This is a genomic window from Acinetobacter sp. A22 (assembly GCF_030913345.1).
Classification (GTDB): domain Bacteria; phylum Pseudomonadota; class Gammaproteobacteria; order Pseudomonadales; family Moraxellaceae; genus Acinetobacter; species Acinetobacter junii.
On record NZ_CP133162.1, the window covers coordinates 2689437 to 2711496 of the forward strand.

Consider the following 22060-nt stretch of genomic DNA (forward strand, 5'->3'; position numbering starts at 1 on the left):
TGACACAAGAAAAAAGCCTAGTTCCCTGTAAAGTAACTAGGCTTATTTATTATTTACCAATACAAAATGAACCGAAAATCTTACCCAACAAATCATCAGCACTAAAATCACCTGTGATCTCGCCCAAGGCATTTTGAGCAAGTCTTAATGATTCAGCAACCAATTCTCCTGCATTAAACACAAGGAGTTGCTCACGCGCCTCTGCTAAATAGCGCTGAGTACGCTTCATTGCGTCTAAATGACGAGTTCTCGCAATAAAGGTATCTTCTTCTGGTTGGAAGCCAGCATGCGCTGTAATCGCATCTATCAATGCCTGAACACCCATATCTTGTTTTGCTGAAACACGAATATGACGGAAGCCCTGATAATCGCTTAATTCGGCCGCTTGTCCTGTCAAATCACATTTGTTTCCAATTAAAAGTAAACGTTTCGGCTCTAAATGTTCAGCAAAATATTCTTGAGCCAACAACAATGGATCATCGTTTTGGTTTAAATCATAAACCAGTAACAATAGATCAGCTTGTTCAATTTCTTTGATTGCTCGGCGGATCCCTTCACGTTCAACAATATCTCCTGTTTCACGCAAACCTGCTGTATCCGTCAATGTGATCGGTAACCCATTTAAACTAATTTTTTCATGCAACACATCACGTGTCGTACCAGCAATATCGGTAACGATCGCACGCTCATGTCCTGCGAGCGCATTCAAGAGGCTCGATTTACCAGCATTTGGTTTGCCTGCAATCACAACTTGTAATCCTTCGCGTAACAACTGACCTTGACGCGCAGATTGTTGTACTGCCTTAACTGAATTTTGTACATCATCCAACAACGCTAGAATCTTTCCATCCGCAAGGAAATCAATTTCTTCTTCTGGAAAATCAATTGCAGCTTCAACATGCAAACGTAAATGAATTAATTTTTCTAATACGGTGTTGATTTTGGTGGAAAAGGCACCTTGTAGTGAACGAACTGCTGAACGTGCAGCCGCTTGAGAGCTTGCATCAATTAAATCTGCAATCGCTTCAGCTTGTACTAAATCCATTTTGCCATTTTCAAAGGCACGCATTGAAAATTCACCTGCTTTGGCTGCTACAGCACCTAAGTCAAGTAATCGGGCAAGTAATGCATTTTGAATGACAGGACCACCATGTCCCTGTATTTCCACCACATCTTCACCTGTAAAGGAATGTGGATTTGGAAAACATAAGAGAATTCCTTCGTCCATGACCGTACCATCAGCATCATAGAACTGACGAAATCCAGCCATACGAGCTGCTGGTAAACCTTTCGCTGTAAGTTGTTCAGCGATCGCATACGCTTTTGGTCCTGACAAACGAATCACGCCAACACCGCCACGACCTAAGGGAGTAGCTATCGCCGCAATAGTGGTTTGATGTTGCATAGTGTTCATCTAAAAAATCCAAAAAACAGCCAAAGAAAAATCCGCTTAAGATTACCATCTTAAGCGGATTTATTCAGTAAAAGTTCGAGATTAAGACGCTGACTCTGACTTGTTCAGACGATCTTTCTCAACGCTTTTATTGATGAACGATTGCTGCAAAATAGTAATACTGTTGTTCACAATCCAGTAAAGCACTAGACCTGCTGGGAAGAACAACATAAATACCGTAAACATGATCGGCATGATACGGAATACTTTTGCTTGCATTGGATCAGTTGGTTGTGGGTTAAGCATCTGCTGAACATACATGGTGACACCCATGATCAACGGCAGAATAAACCATGGATCCATCGCAGATAAATCCTGAATCCAACCTAACCAAGGTGCGTGACGTAGCTCTACAGATTCCATCAATACCCAGTACAAAGCCAAGAAAATTGGCATTTGTAATAGTAATGGTAGACAACCTGATAACGGATTAACTTGCTCACGCTTATACAATGCCATCATTTCTTGAGAGAAACGCATACGGTCATCGCCAAACTCTTCTTTCATGCGTTGCATTTCAGGTGCAATCACACGCATTTTCGCCATAGAGCGATAACTTTTCGAAGAAAGTGGCCATAAAATCGCTTTCACAAGAATCGTCAATAGAATAATTGACCAACCCCAGTTACCTACGAGGTTATGGAAAAACTGTAAGCCTAAGAACAATAATTTAGCAATTGGCCATAACCAACCATAATCTACAGTTTGGTTCAAACCAGGTGCTAAATCTTTGAGTTCTGATTGAATTTTTGGACCTGAATAAAGTTTAGCATCCACTTCCATTGAAGTACCAGCGGGTACATTGATCACTGGTGAAGTGAAGCCAATAATATTCATATTATCGGTAGATTGACGAGATTCTAACTTGGCAACATAAGGCTGACCATCTGCTTGTGTCAGTTTTAAATTACCTGGTACCCAAGCACTCACAAAGTAGTGCTGAACCATTGCAACCCATGCTGTTTTTGCTTCTAAACTCAGTTTTTCATCTGAGAAATTAGCAAATTTCAACTTATTATACGGCTCTTCAGGTGTACCCCATGCTCCACCTAGATAGGTACCTAGTGTGAAAATACCTTGAGAAGACTTCCCTGGATCATCAGAATTATCACGTTTCAGCTGACCAAACATTTGACCTTGCCAGTTTTGCTGGCTACGGTTGATGACTTGGTGCTTGACTGTAATCGGATAATCACCTTGCGTGAAGGTAAATGATTTGATGATCTCTACGCCTTCAGGTGTTTTGAAAACCAAAGGTACTGTTAAGACCTGTTGTTTTTTTCCATCCTGCGTCGTTATGCTTTTTGCATCAGCCAAAGTATATGTTGTTTTTTCAACATCATAAGTCGGACGACCACTACGGCTACTGTCAGGACCATTCAAACCAATTAAACCGGATTGAGCGACATAAGTACGTTTCGCATCACTTTCAAGCATAACAAACGGCTTTTCGCTGTCTTTGCTTTCATCATGGCTTAGTAGTTCAACACGGACAATATCTCCACCTTTTGGGTTAATCCAAAGATGATAAAGATCCGTTTTAACAGAAATCAGTTGCTGATTCACAGATGACTTTTCTGTGGTTTGTGATGCAGTCACATTTGCTTGTGGCAAGTCTGAAGCCGCTGTTGCATTTTGAGCATTTGGCAAATCTGCAGATACTTCATGCGTGGTGACTGCTGCTGCTTGTTGCTGCGGAGCAGGTTGTGCATGACCATAATCTTTTTGCCAAGCCAAAATTAGCAAATATGCGGTAACAAACATGGCTCCAAGAATTGCAAATCTGGCCCATTGTTGCATATCTATTATCCCAAATGGTTAGAGAGATTTTGCTTGAGTAAACGATCACGAAAGGGTACAGCAACGTGATGCATTTGAGAATCTATTTGATGAAACGAAATAAAACGAAGTGCTTTGGGTGGTACTGGGTCATAGCCTGATCCACCCCATGGATGGCAACGACAAATCCGCTTGGTAGAAAGCCATACACCTTTTGCCGCACCATGCGTTTGTAAAGCTTCAAGCGCATATTGTGAACAAGTTGGAATATAACGGCACCGAGGCCCCAATAATGGACTGATTGCGATTTGATAACATCTTATCAACCAATGCAGTAGACGTACCATTGGAGATCTCTAATTTTGGAGGGAGGTCACAACGACTTTAGAATGCTTTTTTGCTAAACGTTGTAATTTTTGCCAAGCAAAATCTAATTGCTGATGTAATTCTTTATTCGCAATTGCTTCTATACCCACTTTAGGCATTACCACAATATCAATGTCTGCATCAAACTGTGCTTGATGTAAACGAAAGCTCTCCCGAGCAAGACGTTTTATTCGATTTCGCTCATGTGCACGACGCACCTTTTTTTTAGCAACGACAATACCCAAACGGCTATTCGGCTGTTCGGTTAATTTTGCTAAAAAAAGGAAATGGGGCTGATGCACTTTAAAAAGCGCACCATCAAATACACTTTTATAATCTGCAGCACAACGAATACGAGATTCAGTGCCAAAACTGTAAAGTGCCATCACCCAAGTCTGGTCGGCTTAACAGTAATTAAACAGTTAAGCTGTGACGACCTTTCGCACGACGACGAGCTAAAACCTGACGACCAGCTTTAGTTGCCATACGAGCACGGAAACCATGAACGCGTTTACGCTTTAATTCAGATGGTTGGAAAGTACGTTTCATATCGAAACTCCCAAAAATGATCTTTCTATAAAGGTCCGCGATTTTATTGCGCAATCTTTATTCTGTCAATCAAAATGCAAAAACTTTACATATTGTTTGCTTTGTTTTACAGCAAGTTGATTGTTCTCAACTAAATATATGAAATTAAGAAAAATAATTATTCACAAGCTATCTATTTAAATTTTATATGAAATACCTTATATTCACATCATACCAACAAGGTTATCAACAATTCATTTTTGATTTTAAATTTAGTTCCGGTATTTTGAATTTAAATTTAAAACATTTTAGTTATCCACATTTGGAATCTCACTTATAAGTAAATTCAAATTTTAAAATTTAAATTTATTACTATTAGGGTTGATGTTTTTTGTGGAAATCATACTATTTTCATTTTTAATCATTAGATTACGGTGTGGATAAGTGTGTTTTTAATGGTTTTATGTTTTGTGGATAACTTTGGTGTTAAAAATATCCACAGCTTGTGCTAAAAGTTATTCACAAGTGCTTTTGAATTTAAATTTATAAACAAACGCTTTCTTTTTCGGCAAAAGTCCCATAAATTTGCCTGACAGATGTGGATAACTTGGTTAGAATGGCGACCCCTTCGAAAGGTGGGGTGTAGGCTTTTTTACTTTTAAATTTAAAAAAATGGATATATAGGGGATGCACATGCTCTGGACAGACTGCTTAACTCGCTTGCGACAAGAGCTATCTGATAACGTCTTTGCGATGTGGATTCGCCCGTTAGTTGCAGAAGAAGTGGATGGTGTGATGCGTTTATATGCACCCAACCCTTATTGGACTCGTTATATTCAAGATAATCATCTCGAGTTGATTTCTATATTGGCTGAACAACTGTCTGAAGGGCGAGTGCGTCAAGTAGAGATATTGGTCGATTCAAGACCTGGAACGATTTTATCTTCGAGTGAACAGCCTGCAACAACGACAGCTGCTTTGAGCACAGCAGTGCCTTCCCCAATGAAAGTAAAAAAAGAAGCTGAATTGGTTCAAGCGAATCCCCCAGTTTCTAAAATTCCTAAGAAAAGACAATTAAACCCTTTATTCACTTTTTCTTTATTTGTCGAAGGTCGTTCAAACCAGATGGCAGCTGAAACTTGTCGAAAAGTTTTAACGCAGCTTGGTGCATCGCAACATAATCCATTGTTTCTCTATGGCCCTACAGGTTTGGGTAAAACGCATTTGATGCAAGCTGTCGGAAATGCGCTGTTACAAGCAAAACCGAATGCGCGTGTGATGTACATGACTTCTGAAAGTTTTGTACAAGACTTTGTAAGCTCTTTGCAAAAAGGCAAGGTTGAAGAATTTAAGAAAAACTGTCGTTCTCTAGATTTGTTATTGGTCGATGATATTCATTTACTTGCAGGTAAAGAGGCAAGTCTTGTTGAGTTCTTCTATACATTTAACGCTCTGTTAGATGAATCCAAGCAAATTATTTTAACTTCAGATCGTTATCCAAAAGAATTAACTGAATTGGATCCTCGTTTGGTTTCTCGTTTTTCATGGGGGTTATCGGTGGGTGTAGAACCACCAGATATTGAAACTCGTATCGAGATTTTGCTTAAAAAAGCTGAAAATAGTGGTGTTGATTTACCTCGAAATTGTGCTTTATTTATCGCTCAACAAGTAGTGGCAAACGTTCGTGAACTTGAAGGCGCGTTGAATAAGGTTGTCGCTATTTCTCGCTTTAAAGGTACCTCTATTGATCTTGATGTGGTACGTGAATCATTGAAAGATGTGTTAGCGATTCGAGCGAGAACGATTAGTGTTGAGAATATTCAACGTGTCGTGAGTGAGTATTTCCGTATTCCCTTAAAAGAATTGGTTGGACCGAAGCGTACCCGTATTTATGCTCGCCCTCGTCAGTTAGCAATGGGTCTAGCACGTGAATTGACAGGGGATAGTTTCCCTGAGATTGGAATGGCCTTTGGTGGTCGAGATCACAGTACGGTGATGCATGCTTGTGAAAAGGTTGTAAGTCTTCGCGAAGAAGATCCGATTTTTAATGAAGATTATAAAAATCTACTTCGTCTGTTACAAAGTTAAACTCATTTTCAGAGTTGCAAACTCGTTTTAAGTGCAGCATAGTACACTGCTAACATTTTTATCGGCTTCCGTTGTAAGAGGAATAAAATCGTGCGTTTGAAAATCGCTAAAGAAAGTTTACTCAATGTTTTGTCACACGTTGTGGGTGCGGTTGAGCGCCGTCATACGTTGAATATTCTTTCAAACGTTAAAATTCAAACCACACAGCAGGCCTTGACGATCACAGGTTCTGATTTGGAAGTTGAGTTGGTGGCAAGTACGACCTTAGCTGATGGTGCTTGTATTGAAGCAGGTGAAACGACGGTTCCTGCGCGTAAATTAGTCGAAATTTGTAAGTCACTCCCTAGTGCGGCTTTGATCTATTTACAAATCACAGAAGATCAACGTTGTATCTTGAAATCAGGTAACAGTCGTTTTGTATTGGGTACTCTTCCAGCTGAAGACTATCCACTACTTTCTACTGAGAATAGTTTAGGCACGCAAGTTCAAGTCACTCAGCGTGAACTCAAACGTTTATTTGAAAAGACTGCATTTGCTATGGCAGTTCAGGATGTTCGCTTTTATTTAACAGGGACATTACTAGAAATTGATCAAAATCAGTTACGTACAGTGACAACAGATGGTCATCGTTTAGCATTGTGTGAAGTGTTAGCTTCATCAACAGCGACATCTTCAATTCAAGCGATCGTTCCTCGCAAGGCAGTAGGGGAGTTACAACGTTTGCTCAGTATTGAAGATGAACAACTCACTTTATTAATCGGTCGTGAGTTGTTGAATGTAACTATCAATACGCCAAGTCGAGATAAGGAACAGGGTGATATTACAGTTCGTTTTACGACTAAGTTGATTGATGGTAAATTCCCTGACTATCGCCGTGTGATTCCTCGCGGTGGTGACAAACATGTGTTGATTGCACATGATGTATTTAAGCAATCGCTACAACGCGTTGCAATTTTAAGTAATGAGAAATTGCGTGGTGTTTTCTTGAACTTTAGCCAAGATACATTGCAATTACGCGCCAATAACCCTGAACAGGACGAGGCGAGTGAAGATTTAGTAATCCAATATCAAGATGCACCTCTTGAAATGTCTTTTAATGCTCAATATATCCTTGATGTGTTGAGTGTTCTTGATGGTGATGATGTGCGAATGAGTATGACAGAGGCGAATCAGTCGGTATTGGTACAAGATCCTGCACATCCTGATCAAACTTATGTTGTTATGCCTATGCGAGTTTAATTTGCATTGTTGTATTAGGTTTAAATCATGCAAATCACGCGTTTAAATATAGAACGTGTACGAAATTTGAAGACGGTTGCACTCACTGAGTTGCAGCCGTTTAATATTTTCTATGGTGCAAATGGTTCAGGAAAAACATCAATTCTAGAGTCTATTCATTTGTTAGCAACTGGACGCTCTTTTCGCACGCATATTCCAAAACATTATATTCAGCATCAGTGTAATGATGCGATCGTATTTGCTCAGTCCGCAACTGAGCGTGTCGGCATGAAAAAACTCATTTCTGGTGAGCAATTAATTAAGGTCAATGGCGATACGATTGCAACGCAAGGGCAGCTAGCAAAGTTGCTCCCTTTGCAGCATATTGATCCGCAAAGTACCGATATTATCGATCATGGTGCTAAACCTCGTCGTCAGCTCTTGGATTGGTTGATGTTCCACGTGGAACCTGAGTTTTATTTTGCTTGGCAATATTATTCACGTGCTCTGAAACAACGAAACAGTTTATTAAAAACACGTCGAAATCTCAGTTTGTCTGAACTTGAGCCGTGGAACAAAATGCTCAGTGAATATGGTGAAATTTTACATTCACAACGGATCAGTATCGTTGAGCAATGGAATCAATATTTTCGTGAGGATTTACAGCAGCTTTTGCCAGATATTGATATTGAACTCGAATACTATTCAGGATTTCATACTGAGCAAGGGTTATTTCAAGACCTTATTCAACAGCATCAAAAAGACCTTGAGCGTCGATATACTGAATACGGTCCACATCGGGCTGATTTACGTCTAAAAACCCCACAAGGTAACGCTGATGATGTGTTGTCTCGAGGGCAAAAAAAGTTGTTAATCATGGCATTAAAACTGTCACAAATTGCAATGCTACATGCGAGTAATAAGGAAACTGTGGTATTATTAGATGATCTGACAGCAGAGTTAGATGTAGCTGCACAACAACGTTTAATTGAGCGACTGAGTCAGTTAGGAAGTCAGGTTTTTCTGACCACCTTAGACCATGCGTCGGTATTAAAACACTTACATGATTTGTCGATTTCCTTTCAATTGTTCCATGTTGTACACGGTCAAGTCAGTCTTGCTGCACCATAATTTTATTTCCTCATTTTTGGATAGATTCGATATTAACTAGGGAGTAACCATGAGTTCAGAGTCTCAATCAGTCTCTCAAACAGAACAAACAAATGAAAAGGCTTATGATTCCTCTAGCATTAAAGTATTACGTGGATTAGACGCGGTTCGTAAACGTCCTGGTATGTACATTGGGGATACCGATGATGGTACAGGTTTGCACCATATGGTGTTTGAGGTGGTGGATAACGCGATTGATGAAGCACTAGCAGGTCACTGTGATGAAATTCTAGTGACGATTCATGAAGATGAATCTGTTAGCGTATCTGATAATGGTCGTGGTATTCCGACAGATATTCACCCTGAAGAAGGTGTATCTGCGGCAGAAGTGATTCTGACTATCCTGCATGCAGGTGGTAAATTTGATGACAACAGTTATAAAGTTTCTGGTGGTTTACACGGTGTCGGTGTTTCAGTTGTAAATGCCCTGTCTAAAAAATTACATTTGACCATTCAACGTGCGGGTCAAATTCATGAGCAAGAATATTGCCATGGCGATCCTCAATATCCATTGAAGGTTGTGGGTGAGACAGATAAAACAGGAACAACTGTTCGTTTCTGGCCAAGTGAGCTTACTTTTAGTCAGACTATTTTTAGTGTGGATATCCTTGCACGTCGTTTAAGAGAGCTTTCTTTCTTGAATGCGGGTGTGCGTATCGTATTGCGTGATGAACGCGTAAATCTCGAAAATGTTTATGATTACGAAGGTGGTTTATCAGAATTCGTTAAATACATTAACGAAGGCAAAACACATCTCAATGAAATTTTTCACTTCACGACTGATGCTGACAATGGCATTGGTGTAGAGGTGGCATTGCAGTGGAATGATAGCTATCAAGAGAATGTTCGTTGCTTTACTAACAATATTCCACAAAAAGATGGTGGTACTCACTTAGCTGGTTTTCGTGCGGCTTTGACCCGTGGTTTAAACAGCTACATGGAAAATGAAAACTTACTCAAAAAAGAGAAAGTGGCTGTTTCAGGTGATGATGCTCGTGAAGGCTTGACTGCAATTATTTCAGTAAAGGTTCCTGATCCAAAATTCTCTTCTCAAACCAAAGAGAAGTTAGTTTCGAGTGAGGTTAAACCTGCTGTTGAACAAGCAATGAATAAAGAGTTTTCAGCTTATTTGCTTGAAAACCCTCAAGCAGCAAAATCAATCGCGGGCAAAATTATTGATGCAGCTCGTGCACGTGATGCAGCTCGTCGAGCGCGTGAAATGACACGTCGTAAGAGCGCTTTAGATATTGCAGGTTTGCCAGGGAAATTAGCCGACTGTCAGGAAAAAGACCCAGCATTGTCTGAACTGTATCTAGTCGAGGGTGACTCTGCGGGTGGTAGTGCCAAGCAAGGTCGTAACCGTAAGATGCAGGCTATTTTGCCGTTGAAAGGTAAAATCCTAAACGTTGAACGAGCACGTTTTGACAAGATGATTTCAAGTCAGGAAGTCGGAACGCTGATCACAGCTTTAGGCTGTGGTATCGGTCGTGAAGAATACAACCCTGATAAATTACGTTATCACAAAATCATTATCATGACGGATGCGGACGTTGATGGTTCACACATTCGGACCTTGTTGTTGACTTTCTTCTTCCGTCAAATGCCAGAATTGGTAGAGCGTGGTCATATTTATATTGCTCAGCCACCTTTGTATAAATTAAAGAAAGGTAAGCAGGAGCAATACATCAAAGATAATGATGCATTAGAAACCTACCTTATTTCGAATGCGATTGATGAACTTGCTTTGCATATAAGTGCAGATTCGCCTGCGATTACAGGTGAAGCTTTGGCTAAAGTTATCGCAGATTATCAAGTGTCGCAAAAAAGCTTGCAGCGTTTAACACTACGTTATCCTGCGAGTTTGTTAGATGGTCTGCTTGAACTAGAAGCTTTTAAAGCGGATCACAATCATGAGCGTGAATATGTTGAGTCTTGGGCAGAACAATTACGTGCTGCAATTGAGAAACTCCAACCAAGTTTACGTCCAGAGATTTCTTTAGAATCATTTGAACGTGAGAACTCACACGGCGAGAAATCAGCTCATTATTGGCCACGTGTCACCGTGTATGTACATAACTTGCCACATTCATATTTGCTTGACGCAGGATTGTTAAACTCTGCTGAATATGCACGCTTACTGAAGAATGCGAAGAGCTGGTTTACGTTGCTCGAAACGGGCGCTTATTTGCAGAAGGGTGATCGTCGTATTCAGGTGAATAGTTTCCATCAAGTATGGCAGCATATTTTGCAAGATTCTCGTCGCGGCATGATGATCCAACGCTATAAAGGTTTGGGTGAGATGAATGCTGAGCAGCTTTGGGAAACCACGATGGATCCTGAAAACCGTCATATGCTCCAAGTGACGATTGATGATGCCATTGAAGCTGATCGTATGTTCTCTTGTTTAATGGGTGATGATGTTGAACCACGTCGTGCATTTATTGAAGAGAATGCCTTGAATGCAGATATTGATGCTTAAGCGCTAAAAAGGATATTTTTAATGAAAAAAGGATTTTGCTTAGCTACTTTATTTGCAAGTGTGTTGATGTTCAATCAAGGTGTATCTGCTCATCAACTTGAAACAGATATGCGAGTATTGGCTAAAAGTATGACGGCTTTTGCTCAAACTCAGGATTTAGCAGAAGCGAAGAAACAATTGATGCTTATGCGCAAAGCAGCTGTTGCATCAAAGGCTTCTTCACCGCATAAGCTTGAAGGTGTGTCTAAAGATGATGAACAGCTTAAAGCATATCAACATGGCTTAGATCTATTGTTAGCTCAAATTGATTCAGTCAATGCTTTGGTTGAAAAGGGGCAGCTCGAACAAGCCAAAGTACAGGCACTAGAGTTGGTTAAATTGCGCAATGAGTATCACCAACAATTTAAATGATACTTAGATTAACTTTAAGATCATTATAAAAAAGAGCTTAAAACTAAACTGGTTTTAAGCTCTTTTTTGTTCCACGTGGAACCTTTGCTATTGGTCAACCAAATCATTCACCTGAATTAAGGCATGACCAAATAAATATCCAGCGGTGACTAAAACACTGATCCATAACAATGCGCCTAAAACGTTATAGACTACGAAACGCATATAATTCATGTTGCCAGAGCCCGCTGCTAAAGGGGCAAAAGAGCGCGCAAAAGGAATAAAACGTGCCAGAAGAATCGTTTTACCACCATGAGTTAGGAAGAATGTATTAGTCTTTCTTAAATATTCTTGTTTGATAAAGCGTGAATCCATTTTAAAAATACGATCACCAAAATGACGACCAATATGATAATTCACCATATAGCCCAATGTTGCGGCTACAAACAATAAACTAATCATATAGCCAAGATGCATCATTTCAATGACTGAGCAGAGTGCACCAACAGTGAGTAATAAACTATCACCAGGGAGGAAGAACATAAAAACAAAAGCGGTTTCTGCAAATATAATTAAAAAAAGAATAGCGTAGATCCAAACGCCATACTCTTGGATCAAGATTGGAAGAAAATGTTCAAAATTAAAAATAAAATCTAAAGAATTCATTCAGTTTGTATGAGTCCAAATCAGGTACTTACCAAATTGAAGTACAAAAAATATTAAGAAAGTAGACGTTTTAAACGTCAATCGAAAGTCACAACTTTAGAATGATGGGAGCTGAGTATATCGAGCCTAAACACAAAGCTCAATTTTTGAGGAAATTTCCATTTTTTAATTTAACTGATTAGATAGAAAAAAACATGGTATTTAAATGTGGAGTATCAATGTAATTGAGTTTGAGTTTCTATTTTTCTTGTATTGATTAAATTGAAAAAACCTAACCACACATTTGGTGTGGTTAGGGGATGTTGCTTAGTTTTCAAATGAGCCTTCAAGTTCCTCTAAACTCATCATGAATTCTAGTAATTGCTCTTCAAAATTTTCCAATTTGGCTTTGAGTTCATTTTGTTCATTCATGAGCTTCATGAGATCATTTTTGCGATTTGCTTCATAAAGCGTCGTGTCTCCTAGAAGTTCTTCGATCTCAATGAGTCGTGGTTGAATTTTACCAATCTGTGATTCGACTTTTTCCATGTCTTTTCGGATAGGTCGAGTCAGTTCACGACGGCGAGCAGCTTCTTTACGTTGAGCTTCTTTATCAACTTTAGGAGTAGCAGCTTGAGATGAATGGCTCTCTTGTTGTGAAGCACTCTGTGCATTTATTTGTTGTTGGCGCGTTTCACGTAACCATTTTGCATAGTCCTGAAGATCACCTTCAAACTCTGTACATTTTCCTGCATGAACAAGTAACAAATCATCGCACACACTTGCAATCAATTGACGTTCATGCGAAACCAAGACCACTGCACCCTCAAAATCTTGCAATGCCATGGTCAAAGCGTGGCGCATATCTAAATCTAAATGGTTAGTCGGTTCATCTAGAATCAGTACATTAGGACGTTGCCAAACAATTAAAGCTAAAGCCAGACGAGCACGTTCTCCACCAGAGAAGCTCTCACATGGTGTGTCCATGCGTTCACCACTGAAGCCAAAGCCACCCAAGAAAGAGCGTAAAGATGCTTCACTGATTTGTTTATCTGCGATACGTGCCAGTTGAAGCATTGGGCTTGCATGCGCGTCTAAAGCATCCATTTGATGCTGAGCAAAATAACCGATATTAAGAAGTTCAGAAGCTTTACGCTCTCCAGCTAATAGTGGCAAGTCACCAACCAAGGTTTTGATTAGAGTGGATTTACCAGCGCCATTCATTCCGAGTAAGCCTATTCGAGAGCTTGGCGTAATCTGCAAACGAATTTTTTCAGCGATGACTTTGTCACCGTAACCGATCGTTGCACCATCAAGACTGAGTAATGGGGAACTCATTTTGGTAGGTTCACGGAAGCTAAAGGTGAAAGGTGTATCCACATGTGCAGGTGCTAATTGCTGCATACGTTCTAATTGTTTAATCCGACTTTGGGCTTGGCGGGCTTTGGTGGCTTTTGCTTTGAAACGATCAATAAATTTCTGTAAATGAGCACGTGTTTCTTGTTGCTTCTCAAAAGCTTGTTGTTGTTGTGCTAAACGTTCGCTTCGTGTGGTCTCAAATGTTGAGTAATTTCCTGTATACAAGGTTAATTCTTGGTTTTCGATATGCAGAATATGATCAGTGACTGCATCCAAGAAATCACGATCGTGTGAGATTAAAACCAGAGTACCCTCATAAGCTTTAAGCCAGTCCTCAAGCCATAAAATTGCATCTAAATCTAAATGGTTGGTTGGTTCATCTAATAATAATAAATCTGAACGACTCATCAGTGTTCTAGCAAGATTAAGTCGCATGCGCCATCCACCTGAAAAGCTGGCTACATTTAATCGAATTTGATGATCTAAAAAGCCTAGTCCAGCCATCAGTTGTGCTGCTTTAGCAGGGGCAGCATAGCCATGAATTTCATCAAAACGACCATGAAGCTGTGCCAAATCCTCATTACTCAATTGATCAGGATGCGTGAGCTTTTCTTGAATCGTCCAATACTCTTCGTCACCTGAAAGTACGAAGTCGATGGCAGGAATATCTAAGGCTTTAATTTCTTGTGCCATATGAGCCACTGTCCAAACAGACGGACGACTTAGATTTCCCTCATCAGCGACCAAATCACCTAAAAGTGCTGCAAATAACGTAGATTTTCCTGCGCCATTTACGCCTGTGAGACCAATTTTCCAGCCTGGATGAAGTTGCATAGATGCTTTTTGGAAGAGAACGCGCCCACCACGGCGTAAAGAAACTTGGTCAAATTGGATCATGAGTATGCAAAATAGCGAATAGATAGCCGCATTTTAAGGTGATCCGAAGCGATTGCAAATTTTTATATGAATTTATGCAAAGCTGAAATCAAATGCGTTTAGATGATAAAAATAGAGTAAAAACTCTACTTCTGTGTTTAAAATCAGATTATTATTTAGTTTAGATGAAAAAATAAGTAACAAGACCAAAACTATACGACAGGAATTCAGGATGAATAAGGGAATTTTGGCATTGGGGGCAATGTTAATTTTGGGGGTAAACACATCATCAAATGCGGCAAAAGTTTGTGTATTTGATCTATTAGGTAAGTCAGGAGAGGCTTACAAAATGATTGAATAGTGGGCGTTAGCTGCAAAAGTTTGGCGTGGTGATATTGATCTGATCAGTTACCAAAATGAAGCTCAGGCTGAAAAGGATTTTCAACAAGGGAAATGTGATGGCGTGTATATGACTTCTATGCGCGCGCGAACTTACAATAAATTTGCTGGGTCTGTTGATGCGATTGGTGCAGTTCCAACCTACGCAATAGCCCAAAAAGCAATCAGCTTTGCCTTAGATAAACGTAATCAGCGTCGTTTGGTAAGTAGGGTTGGAAATCAGAGCTAAGAAGTTGCAGGTATATCAGAAATTGCTCTGGCATATATCTTCGTCCGAGATAAAAAGATCAACACCATTGAGAAAATCAAAGGGAAAAAATTTGCGGTGCTTGGATATGACGAAGCACAAAAAATTGTCGTTCGAAGTCTAGGTGGGCAAGCAGTATTGTCAGATATTTCGGATATCGCAAAGAAATTTAATAGTGGTCAAGCTGACATCATGGCAGCACCAGCCTACGCATATAAGCCTCTAGAGCTATATAAGGGGCTTGGAGAGGATGGAGCAATCATTACCTTTCCAGCTGTAAATATGACAATAGATCTGATTATTCGTCCTGAAAAATTTTCGAGTAATTTTGGACAAAACTCACGAGATTGGTTTCTTGGACGCTTAAAAAGTAATTTCACCTTGATACAACGCATGGAAGCGGATTTACCTGCAAAATACAAAATTAATTTAAGTCAGGAAGATAAAACCCGTTATCAACAAATTCTACGTGAAGAACGAATCAGTTTAACCAAGCGTGATATTTATGATTCAACCATGATGAGTGTTTTAAAACGTGCACGTTGCACGGTTGAACGCACAAACTTTGAATGCAGTCTTGGTGGTGAATAATTTTTTGTTTTTTTAAAGTGTGTTTTTATTTTTTTATAGGGGGAAAAATGAAAAAGGGGCTATTTGCTTTATCAATCTTAACATTGATGGGGTTTGCAACGACTGTTCAAGCAAAACAAAAAGTATGTGTATTTGGTTTATTAGGAAAAGCAGGTGAAACATTTGGAGTGACGCAAGAATGGGCTGTCACGGCTAAAAATTGGCAAGCTGAAATTCAATTGATCCCATATCAGGATGAGGCGAAGGCACAAAAAGACTTCGAGTCAGGAATCTGTGATGGTGTGTATATGACCTCTATGCGGGCCCGCAAATACAATCGTTTTGCAGGTTCGATTGATGCGATTGGTGGTGTGACCAGTAATGATGTAGCACAAAAGGCGATTAGTTTTGCTTTAGATAAACGCAATAAGCACCAATTACTGGCAAAAGTTGATGATCAAAACTACGAAGTTGCTGGCATTTTACAATTTGGTTTGGCTTATGTATTTGTACAAGATAAAAATTTAAATACGATCGAAAAAGCCAAAGGAAAAAAGTTTGCCTATCTTCACTACGATATAACTCAAAAAGCAGTAGTAGATAGTTTACAAATGATTTCAGTACCTTCAGAAATCTCTGATTTTGTAAAAAATTCAATAGCAAGCAGGTCGATGTAATTGCTGCACCTGCGTACGCCTATAAGCCACTCGAGATTGAAAAAGGGATTGCAAAGTCGGGTGTCATGTTTACCTTCCCAGTTGTAAATATCACAGGAGATTTAATTATTCGTCCTGAAAAGTTTCCTGTTAATTTTGGATTAAAGTCACGGGAATGGTTTGTTAAGCAGCTACCGAAAAGCTTTACGATGGTTAAACGCCTAGAAGACTCTATACCCGCGAAATATAAATTGAGCTTAGGTAAAGAAAATGAGGTTCGCTATCAACGAATACTAAGAGACGAACGTATAAATCTGACGAAACAAGGTGTATACGATCCGATTATGATGAGTGTTCTGAAACGCGCACGTTGTACGGTAGAACGCACAAACTTTGAATGCTCCTTAGGTGCTGAATAGTAAATATCCTGATCCTAGTTCTGATTAGTCCAAATATTTCAATCAAATGCTTTGCTATGAGACATCGTCAATTGACTCTTTAGAAAGTGTGATCAGGATAGTTAAATATCTGAAAAACCCGACATATGTAGACAAAAGGACTAGGCTTTTAAATAAAACCTGACTATATTTGTCCTTAGCTGGTGGAAAAATATGCAAAAACAGCAATTAAGGGAAAACAAGATGAAAAAAGGACTTTGGGCACTGAGCGCTGCAACGCTTTTTGCCATGACCACTTCTGTGCAGGCAAAACAAGAAATTTGTGTATTCGATTTGTTAGGCAAGGCTGGGGAGTCTTATAAACTGATTGAAGAGTGGAAGCTTGCATCAAAAACTTGGCAGGGTGACGTTGAGTTAATTGCTTATCAAGATGAACAAAAAGCTGAACAAGACTTTGATGCTGGTAAGTGTGATGGGGTTTACATGACCTCAATGCGTGCGCGGAAATATAACAAATTCGCTGGTTCGATTGATGCTGTGGGTGCAGTAACGAGTAATGCAATTGCGCAAAAAGCAATTAGTTATGTGCTCGACAAACGTAATAAAAGCCGTCTGACTGCAACAGTCAATGGGGAAAAATACGAAGTTGCGGGAATCATTGAAGTCGGTCTTGCCTATATTTTTGTGCGGGATAAACGAATTGATACGATAGAAAAAGCGAAAGGAAAAAAATTCGCTTATTTGCATTACGATCAGGCACAAAAAACAATTGTTGAAAGCTTAGATCTGATTGCTGTGCCATCCGATATTTCTGATTTTGTGAAAAAATTTAACAGCGGTCAGGTCGATGTAATTGCTGCACCAGCATATGCCTATAAACCGTTAGAAATTAGCAAAGGATTGGCAAATGGTGCTTTGTTTAATTTCCCTGTTGTGAATATCACAGGTGATCTGATTATTCGTCCAGGTAAATTTCCTGCAAATTTTGGTACTCAATCGAGACAATGGTTCATCAATAAACTTCCAAGTAACTTTGCCATGGTGCAACGTTTAGAATCAGGCATGAATGCCCGAAAAATTAACCTATCGAATGAAGACAAAGTACGCTATCAAAAAATGTTACGAGAAGGGCGTATGAATCTAACAAAACAAGGCGTTTACGATGCTACTATGATGAACGTACTCAAACGTGCACGTTGTACTGTTGAACGTACAAACTTTGAATGTACATTGAGTGGAGAATAGAAGTTTTACGTTATTTCAAATCGTGAACCTTAGCGTACAACTTTTGACTTATCACAAAAATGTCTAATAAAAGAAGTGGATGATATAAAAAAGGACAAATATTAAACAATCCTGACATAAAAATAGAGCACAAGCTCTATTTTTTTTCAGAAAACATGATTAATATTTGCTTCGAACAAGGAGACAAACATAAAGTTTGTGAAAGGATGAAAAATATGAAAAAAATTGCATTAGCTATTGCAGCAACTGCGATGATGGGCATGTCAGCATCTGCTCAAGCAAAAATCGATGTGTGTGTATTCGACTTATTAGGGAAGTCAGGTGAATCATACAAAATGATGCAAGACTGGGCACTTGCTGCAAAAGGTTGGGGTGCTGACGTTAACCTTCTAGCAATCACTGATGAGCAAGTTGCTGACAATAATTTCAAGGCTGGTAAATGTGCTGCTGTAGCAATGACAGCAATGCGTGCTCGCCCATACAACAAATTCGCGGGTTCTATCGATTCTTTAGGTGGTGCGCCGAGCAATGAAATTGCTCAACGTGCGATTACTTACGTTCTAGATGCTCGTAATGCTGCGAAGATGACGACTAATCTTGGTGGTAACAAATATGAAGTAGCGGGTATCTCTCCATTGGGTGCTGCGTATATCTTCGTACGTGACAAGAACATTAACTCAATTGAAAAAGCTGCTGGTAAGAAATTCGCTGTATTGGGTTACGATGATGCTCAAAAAATCATGGTACAACGCGTAGGCGCTCAAGCAGTACTTTCTGATATTTCTAACTTCGCTGCTAAATTTAACAATGGTCAAGTTGATATGGTAGGTGCGCCTGCTTATGCATACAAACCATTAGAATTGAGCAAGGGTTTAGGTACTAATGGTGGTATCTTCAACTTCCCAGTTTTACAAGTAACTGCGGATCTTGTTATTCGTCCAGAAAAATTCCCTGCTGGTTTTGGTCAAAAATCTCGTGATTACTTTGTGAAGCAACTTCCAAAAGCATTCGCAATGATCAAACGTTACGAAGCTGAAATTCCAGCGAAGTACAAAATGAACTTAAGCGCAGAAGATACATTGAAGTATCAAAAATTATTACGTGATGGTCGTATGGATTTGACTAAGCGTGGTATTTACGATGCAGGTATGATGTCTGTATTGAAAAAATCTCGTTGTTCAGTGAACAAATCAAACTTTGAATGTGCATTACCTGGTGAATAATCAGTAATTGCCAAAAATGACACTTAAAGCCTAGATTTATCTAGGCTTTTTGTTTTTTTGTGATCGTCATTTAAGTCATAGCCTTTACTTTAAAATCTCGTAATCATAATGAGATAAAAATCAAATGAAATCGTGAAGATTAAAATATATTTTGATCAGGAAGATTTACGATTGATGATGAGGGATTTCGTTTATATACCATTAGGGAATTAAACGTGGTTCTACGATTTTGGGTGTGATGTCACAACAATCACCAAAATGCAAAGGAAAAAAGAACATGCAATGGTTTAAAACATTAATGCTTGCAACAGGTGTTGCAGTCGTATCCGCAGGCGCTCAAGCAAAGCAAACAATCTGTGTATTTGATATTGTTGGTAAAAGTGGCGATGTTTACGCACTTATGAAAGATTATCAGCTCGCTGCAAAGACTTGGGGCGCTGATATCGAATTGAAAGTTGGCACCAATGAGGCTGTAATTGCTGAAGACTTTAAAGCTGGAAAATGTGATGGTGTGAGTATCACAGGAATGCGTGGTCGCCAATTCAATAAATTTACAGGTTCTCTCGATGCAATTGGCGCAATCACTGACTTAAAACTTGCAGTTAAAGTGATGCAAGGTCTTGCTAGCCCAGTGTTCGGAAAATCGATGGTCAATGGCAAATATGAAGTTGTCGGTGTGATCCCAGTCGGTGATGCTTATTTACTTGTTAATGATCGTAATATCAATACGGTGGCAAAAGCTGCAGGTAAGAAAATTGCGGTATTAGACTATGATGAAGCACAAAAAATTATGGCTTCACAAGTCGGAGCGCAGGCTGTAAGTTCAGATATTACAAACTTTGGTGCAAAATTTAATAACGGTCAGGTTGATATTATTGGTGCGCCAGCAGCTGCATTTAAACCTTTGGAATTGCATAAAGGTTTGGGTACAAAAGGCGCAATTGTGAATTATCCGATCTTACAAGTGACAGGTAATTTGATTATTCATCCAGATAAATTCCCAGCAGGATTTGGTCAAAAGTCACGCGAGTGGGTTAAAAGCCAACTACCACGTGCATTTGGTATCCTCGGTAAAATGAAGGCGGATATTCCGCAAAAATATTGGATGGAAGTTCCTGAGTCTGATAAGCCAGGCTATCAAAAACTTATGCGTGAATCACGTATTAACCTGACAGCAAAAGGGATTTACGATAAACGCATGATGAAGCTTTTATGGCAATTCCGTTGTAAAGAAAATCCAAAGAATTTTGAATGTGGCTTACAAGACGAAAACTACAAATAATCTTGTAAAAGTATTTTGAATAGCCCTTTAAAACTTCAAATACAGACCCGATATTGAGTATGCTATACTGAATATCGGGTCTTTTATGTATGAAAGACAAAGAAAAGTCGAGGAATATCCATCATGAACGCACAAGCTCTTGAATTGTCAGATAATGCTGCCAAAAAAGTTCGCCAATTACGCGAAAGTGAAGGGAATAATGATCTTATGTTACGTGTCTATGTAACAGGTGGAGGTTGTTCTGGCTTTTCTTATGGTTTTAACTTTGCAGAAAGTGCCAATGAAGACGATGCTGAATTTACCAATGGTGATGTCAAAATGTTGGTTGACTCATTAAGTTATCAATATTTAGTCGGTTCAGTCGTTGATTATCTAGAAGGTTTGGAAGGTTCACGTTTTGTTGTACAAAACCCAAATGCAACAACGACGTGTGGTTGTGGATCTTCTTTCTCGATTTAAGTTTAAAAAAAATATAAAAAAGCTTCTCGATACGAGAAGCTTTTTGCTATTTACACCGCAGTAATTGTCCCCAAGATACGATTTCCTGATGCACCCGTGACAGCTGGTAAATTACCACTGAGTTGCTTCATAAAACGCATCGCTAACCAAGCAAAAGCTGTGGCTTCAACCCACGTTGGAGCAAGACCCAGCGCATCTGTAGTTTGCACAGACCAATTATGCTTGCGCAAACGCCAGCGTAGTTGTTCAAGTAAATATGAATTATATGCACCACCACCACAAACATAAATTTCACCTGTCGGCATAGCATCTTTACTGCGATAAATTGCTTTCTTAATTGCACGAGTTGTCAGTTTCATTAAGGTTGCTTGAACATTCTCTGGTGTATCTTCAAGTTCATCGTATTCTAAATCACTTCGCCAATCGCTGAGCTGCTCATCCAACCACTCTAAATTAAAGTCTTCACGACCCGTACTCTTCGGAGGTTCTTTTGCAAAAAATTCGTGTGTTTGTAAACGATCTAGCAATGAGCGAATGGGATTGCCGTATGCAGCCCAGTCACCATTCTCGTCATATGGATGACCTGTATGACGATGACACCATGCATCCATCAAAATATTGGCTGGACCTGTATCAAATCCATATACGCCGTCTGCATTGTTTGCAGGTAGCATACTGACATTTGCAATTCCGCCCAAATTTAAGATGACGCGATGAATACTGTCATGCTGAAATAAGGCCTGATGAAAAGCAGGAACTAAAGGTGCGCCCTGACCACCAGCAGCCATATCCCGACGTCTAAAATCAGAAATAACAGGGATTTGAGTGATTTCAGTAATAATATTGGGATCACCAATTTGCAAGGTAAACCCATGTTCAGGACGATGACGAATGGTCTGCCCATGTGAGCCAATGGCTTTAATTTGATTTCGATCTAAATTATTTTGTTTGATCAGTTCATTGATACCATGTCCAATCATCTGTGCCAGAGCCACATCAGCTTTGCCCATACGATCGATTTCGTTATCATCAGGCAAAGTGAGCGCCATCAATTCATCACGTAATTCTGGATCAAACGGAACAGTCAGGGTTGCGTGCAAAGTTAAAGGATTAAAAGAAGCTGCAACAATATCAACACCATCCATGCTTGTGCCAGTCATTACACCAATATAGATTGCGCTCATATACAACTTCCCCTGCAAGACGCTGAAAAAATGTTAGTATATCGCA

The 22060-nt window shown here is 39.5% G+C and carries 17 protein-coding genes and 2 pseudogenes; 11 read left to right on the forward strand and 8 right to left on the reverse strand.

All coding sequences use genetic code 11. The features are described from left to right. Window positions 1–49: 49 nt before the first annotated feature. The 5 genes from mnmE to rpmH form a co-directional block, all read right to left on the reverse strand. Entirely contained in the window at window positions 50–1405 is a 1356-nt protein-coding gene (gene mnmE / locus Q9Q86_RS13110; RefSeq protein ID WP_112986350.1) for a tRNA uridine-5-carboxymethylaminomethyl(34) synthesis GTPase MnmE, read from the reverse strand. Window positions 1406–1495: 90 nt separating this feature from the next. Continuing rightward, on the reverse strand, window positions 1496–3253 hold the full coding sequence (gene yidC / locus Q9Q86_RS13115) for a membrane protein insertase YidC (protein WP_112986339.1): 1758 nt from the start codon (window positions 3251–3253) through the stop codon (window positions 1496–1498). A 5-nt stretch (window positions 3254–3258) separates the two neighbouring features. After that, the gene (gene yidD, locus Q9Q86_RS13120; protein WP_004950001.1) at window positions 3259–3579 is read right to left on the reverse strand and encodes a membrane protein insertion efficiency factor YidD; all 321 of its coding nucleotides are present in this window, start codon (window positions 3577–3579) and stop codon (window positions 3259–3261) included. A 9-nt stretch (window positions 3580–3588) separates the two neighbouring features. Then, window positions 3589–3984: a ribonuclease P protein component gene (gene rnpA / locus Q9Q86_RS13125; RefSeq protein ID WP_004950005.1), complete on the reverse strand. Its 396-nt coding sequence runs from the start codon at window positions 3982–3984 to the stop codon at window positions 3589–3591. A gap of 28 nt (window positions 3985–4012) precedes the next feature. Continuing rightward, a complete protein-coding gene (rpmH, locus tag Q9Q86_RS13130; RefSeq protein WP_000831329.1) occupies window positions 4013–4147 on the reverse strand; it encodes a 50S ribosomal protein L34 in 135 nt (44 codons plus the stop codon). A 672-nt stretch (window positions 4148–4819) separates the two neighbouring features. On the opposite strand from rpmH, the gene dnaA reads away from it, so the two are divergent. The 5 genes from dnaA (at window position 4820) to cybC (ending at window position 11492) form a co-directional block, all read left to right on the forward strand. Next, window positions 4820–6214 carry a chromosomal replication initiator protein DnaA gene (gene dnaA / locus Q9Q86_RS13135; protein ID WP_004914566.1) on the forward strand — a complete coding sequence of 465 codons (1395 nt, stop codon included), beginning with the start codon at window positions 4820–4822 and terminating at the stop codon, window positions 6212–6214. Between the two features lie 90 nt (window positions 6215–6304). Then, a complete protein-coding gene (dnaN, locus tag Q9Q86_RS13140; RefSeq protein WP_112986338.1) occupies window positions 6305–7453 on the forward strand; it encodes a DNA polymerase III subunit beta in 1149 nt (382 codons plus the stop codon). A 27-nt stretch (window positions 7454–7480) separates the two neighbouring features. Beyond that, window positions 7481–8563 (forward strand): DNA replication/repair protein RecF, encoded by a 1083-nt coding sequence (gene recF, locus Q9Q86_RS13145; RefSeq protein WP_004914572.1) that lies wholly within the window; start codon window positions 7481–7483, stop codon window positions 8561–8563. 49 nt (window positions 8564–8612) lie between these two features. Further along, a complete protein-coding gene (gene gyrB, locus Q9Q86_RS13150; RefSeq protein ID WP_112986337.1) occupies window positions 8613–11081 on the forward strand; it encodes a DNA topoisomerase (ATP-hydrolyzing) subunit B in 2469 nt (822 codons plus the stop codon). Window positions 11082–11102: 21 nt separating this feature from the next. Beyond that, the gene (cybC, locus tag Q9Q86_RS13155; protein WP_004914578.1) at window positions 11103–11492 is read left to right on the forward strand and encodes a cytochrome b562; all 390 of its coding nucleotides are present in this window, start codon (window positions 11103–11105) and stop codon (window positions 11490–11492) included. Window positions 11493–11579: 87 nt separating this feature from the next. Here the strand turns inward: cybC and Q9Q86_RS13160 are convergent, their stop codons facing one another. Next, on the reverse strand, window positions 11580–12137 hold the full coding sequence (locus Q9Q86_RS13160; RefSeq protein WP_004950015.1) for a VTT domain-containing protein: 558 nt from the start codon (window positions 12135–12137) through the stop codon (window positions 11580–11582). 306 nt (window positions 12138–12443) lie between these two features. After that, the gene (locus tag Q9Q86_RS13165; protein ID WP_112986336.1) at window positions 12444–14372 is read right to left on the reverse strand and encodes an ATP-binding cassette domain-containing protein; all 1929 of its coding nucleotides are present in this window, start codon (window positions 14370–14372) and stop codon (window positions 12444–12446) included. Window positions 14373–14583: 211 nt separating this feature from the next. Between Q9Q86_RS13165 and Q9Q86_RS13170 the strand changes: the two are divergent. The 6 genes and pseudogenes from Q9Q86_RS13170 to erpA all read left to right on the forward strand — a co-directional run bounded on the left by Q9Q86_RS13170 (window position 14584) and on the right by erpA (window position 20830). Further along, a pseudogene (locus Q9Q86_RS13170) lies at window positions 14584–15588 on the forward strand (putative solute-binding protein). A gap of 47 nt (window positions 15589–15635) precedes the next feature. Next, window positions 15636–16642: pseudogene (locus Q9Q86_RS13175) on the forward strand (putative solute-binding protein). A 222-nt stretch (window positions 16643–16864) separates the two neighbouring features. After that, a complete protein-coding gene (locus tag Q9Q86_RS13180) occupies window positions 16865–17866 on the forward strand; it encodes a putative solute-binding protein (protein WP_005404003.1) in 1002 nt (333 codons plus the stop codon). A 215-nt stretch (window positions 17867–18081) separates the two neighbouring features. After that, window positions 18082–19089: a putative solute-binding protein gene (locus tag Q9Q86_RS13185; RefSeq protein WP_112986335.1), complete on the forward strand. Its 1008-nt coding sequence runs from the start codon at window positions 18082–18084 to the stop codon at window positions 19087–19089. A 277-nt stretch (window positions 19090–19366) separates the two neighbouring features. After that, on the forward strand, window positions 19367–20371 hold the full coding sequence (locus Q9Q86_RS13190) for a putative solute-binding protein (RefSeq protein ID WP_004914600.1): 1005 nt from the start codon (window positions 19367–19369) through the stop codon (window positions 20369–20371). 123 nt (window positions 20372–20494) lie between these two features. Further along, window positions 20495–20830 (forward strand): iron-sulfur cluster insertion protein ErpA, encoded by a 336-nt coding sequence (gene erpA, locus Q9Q86_RS13195; RefSeq protein ID WP_004914604.1) that lies wholly within the window; start codon window positions 20495–20497, stop codon window positions 20828–20830. A 50-nt stretch (window positions 20831–20880) separates the two neighbouring features. Here the strand turns inward: erpA and Q9Q86_RS13200 are convergent, their stop codons facing one another. Then, window positions 20881–22014, reverse strand: coding sequence for an anhydro-N-acetylmuramic acid kinase (locus Q9Q86_RS13200; RefSeq protein WP_004950027.1), 1134 nt, complete (start codon window positions 22012–22014; stop codon window positions 20881–20883). Window positions 22015–22060: the final 46 nt, after the last annotated feature.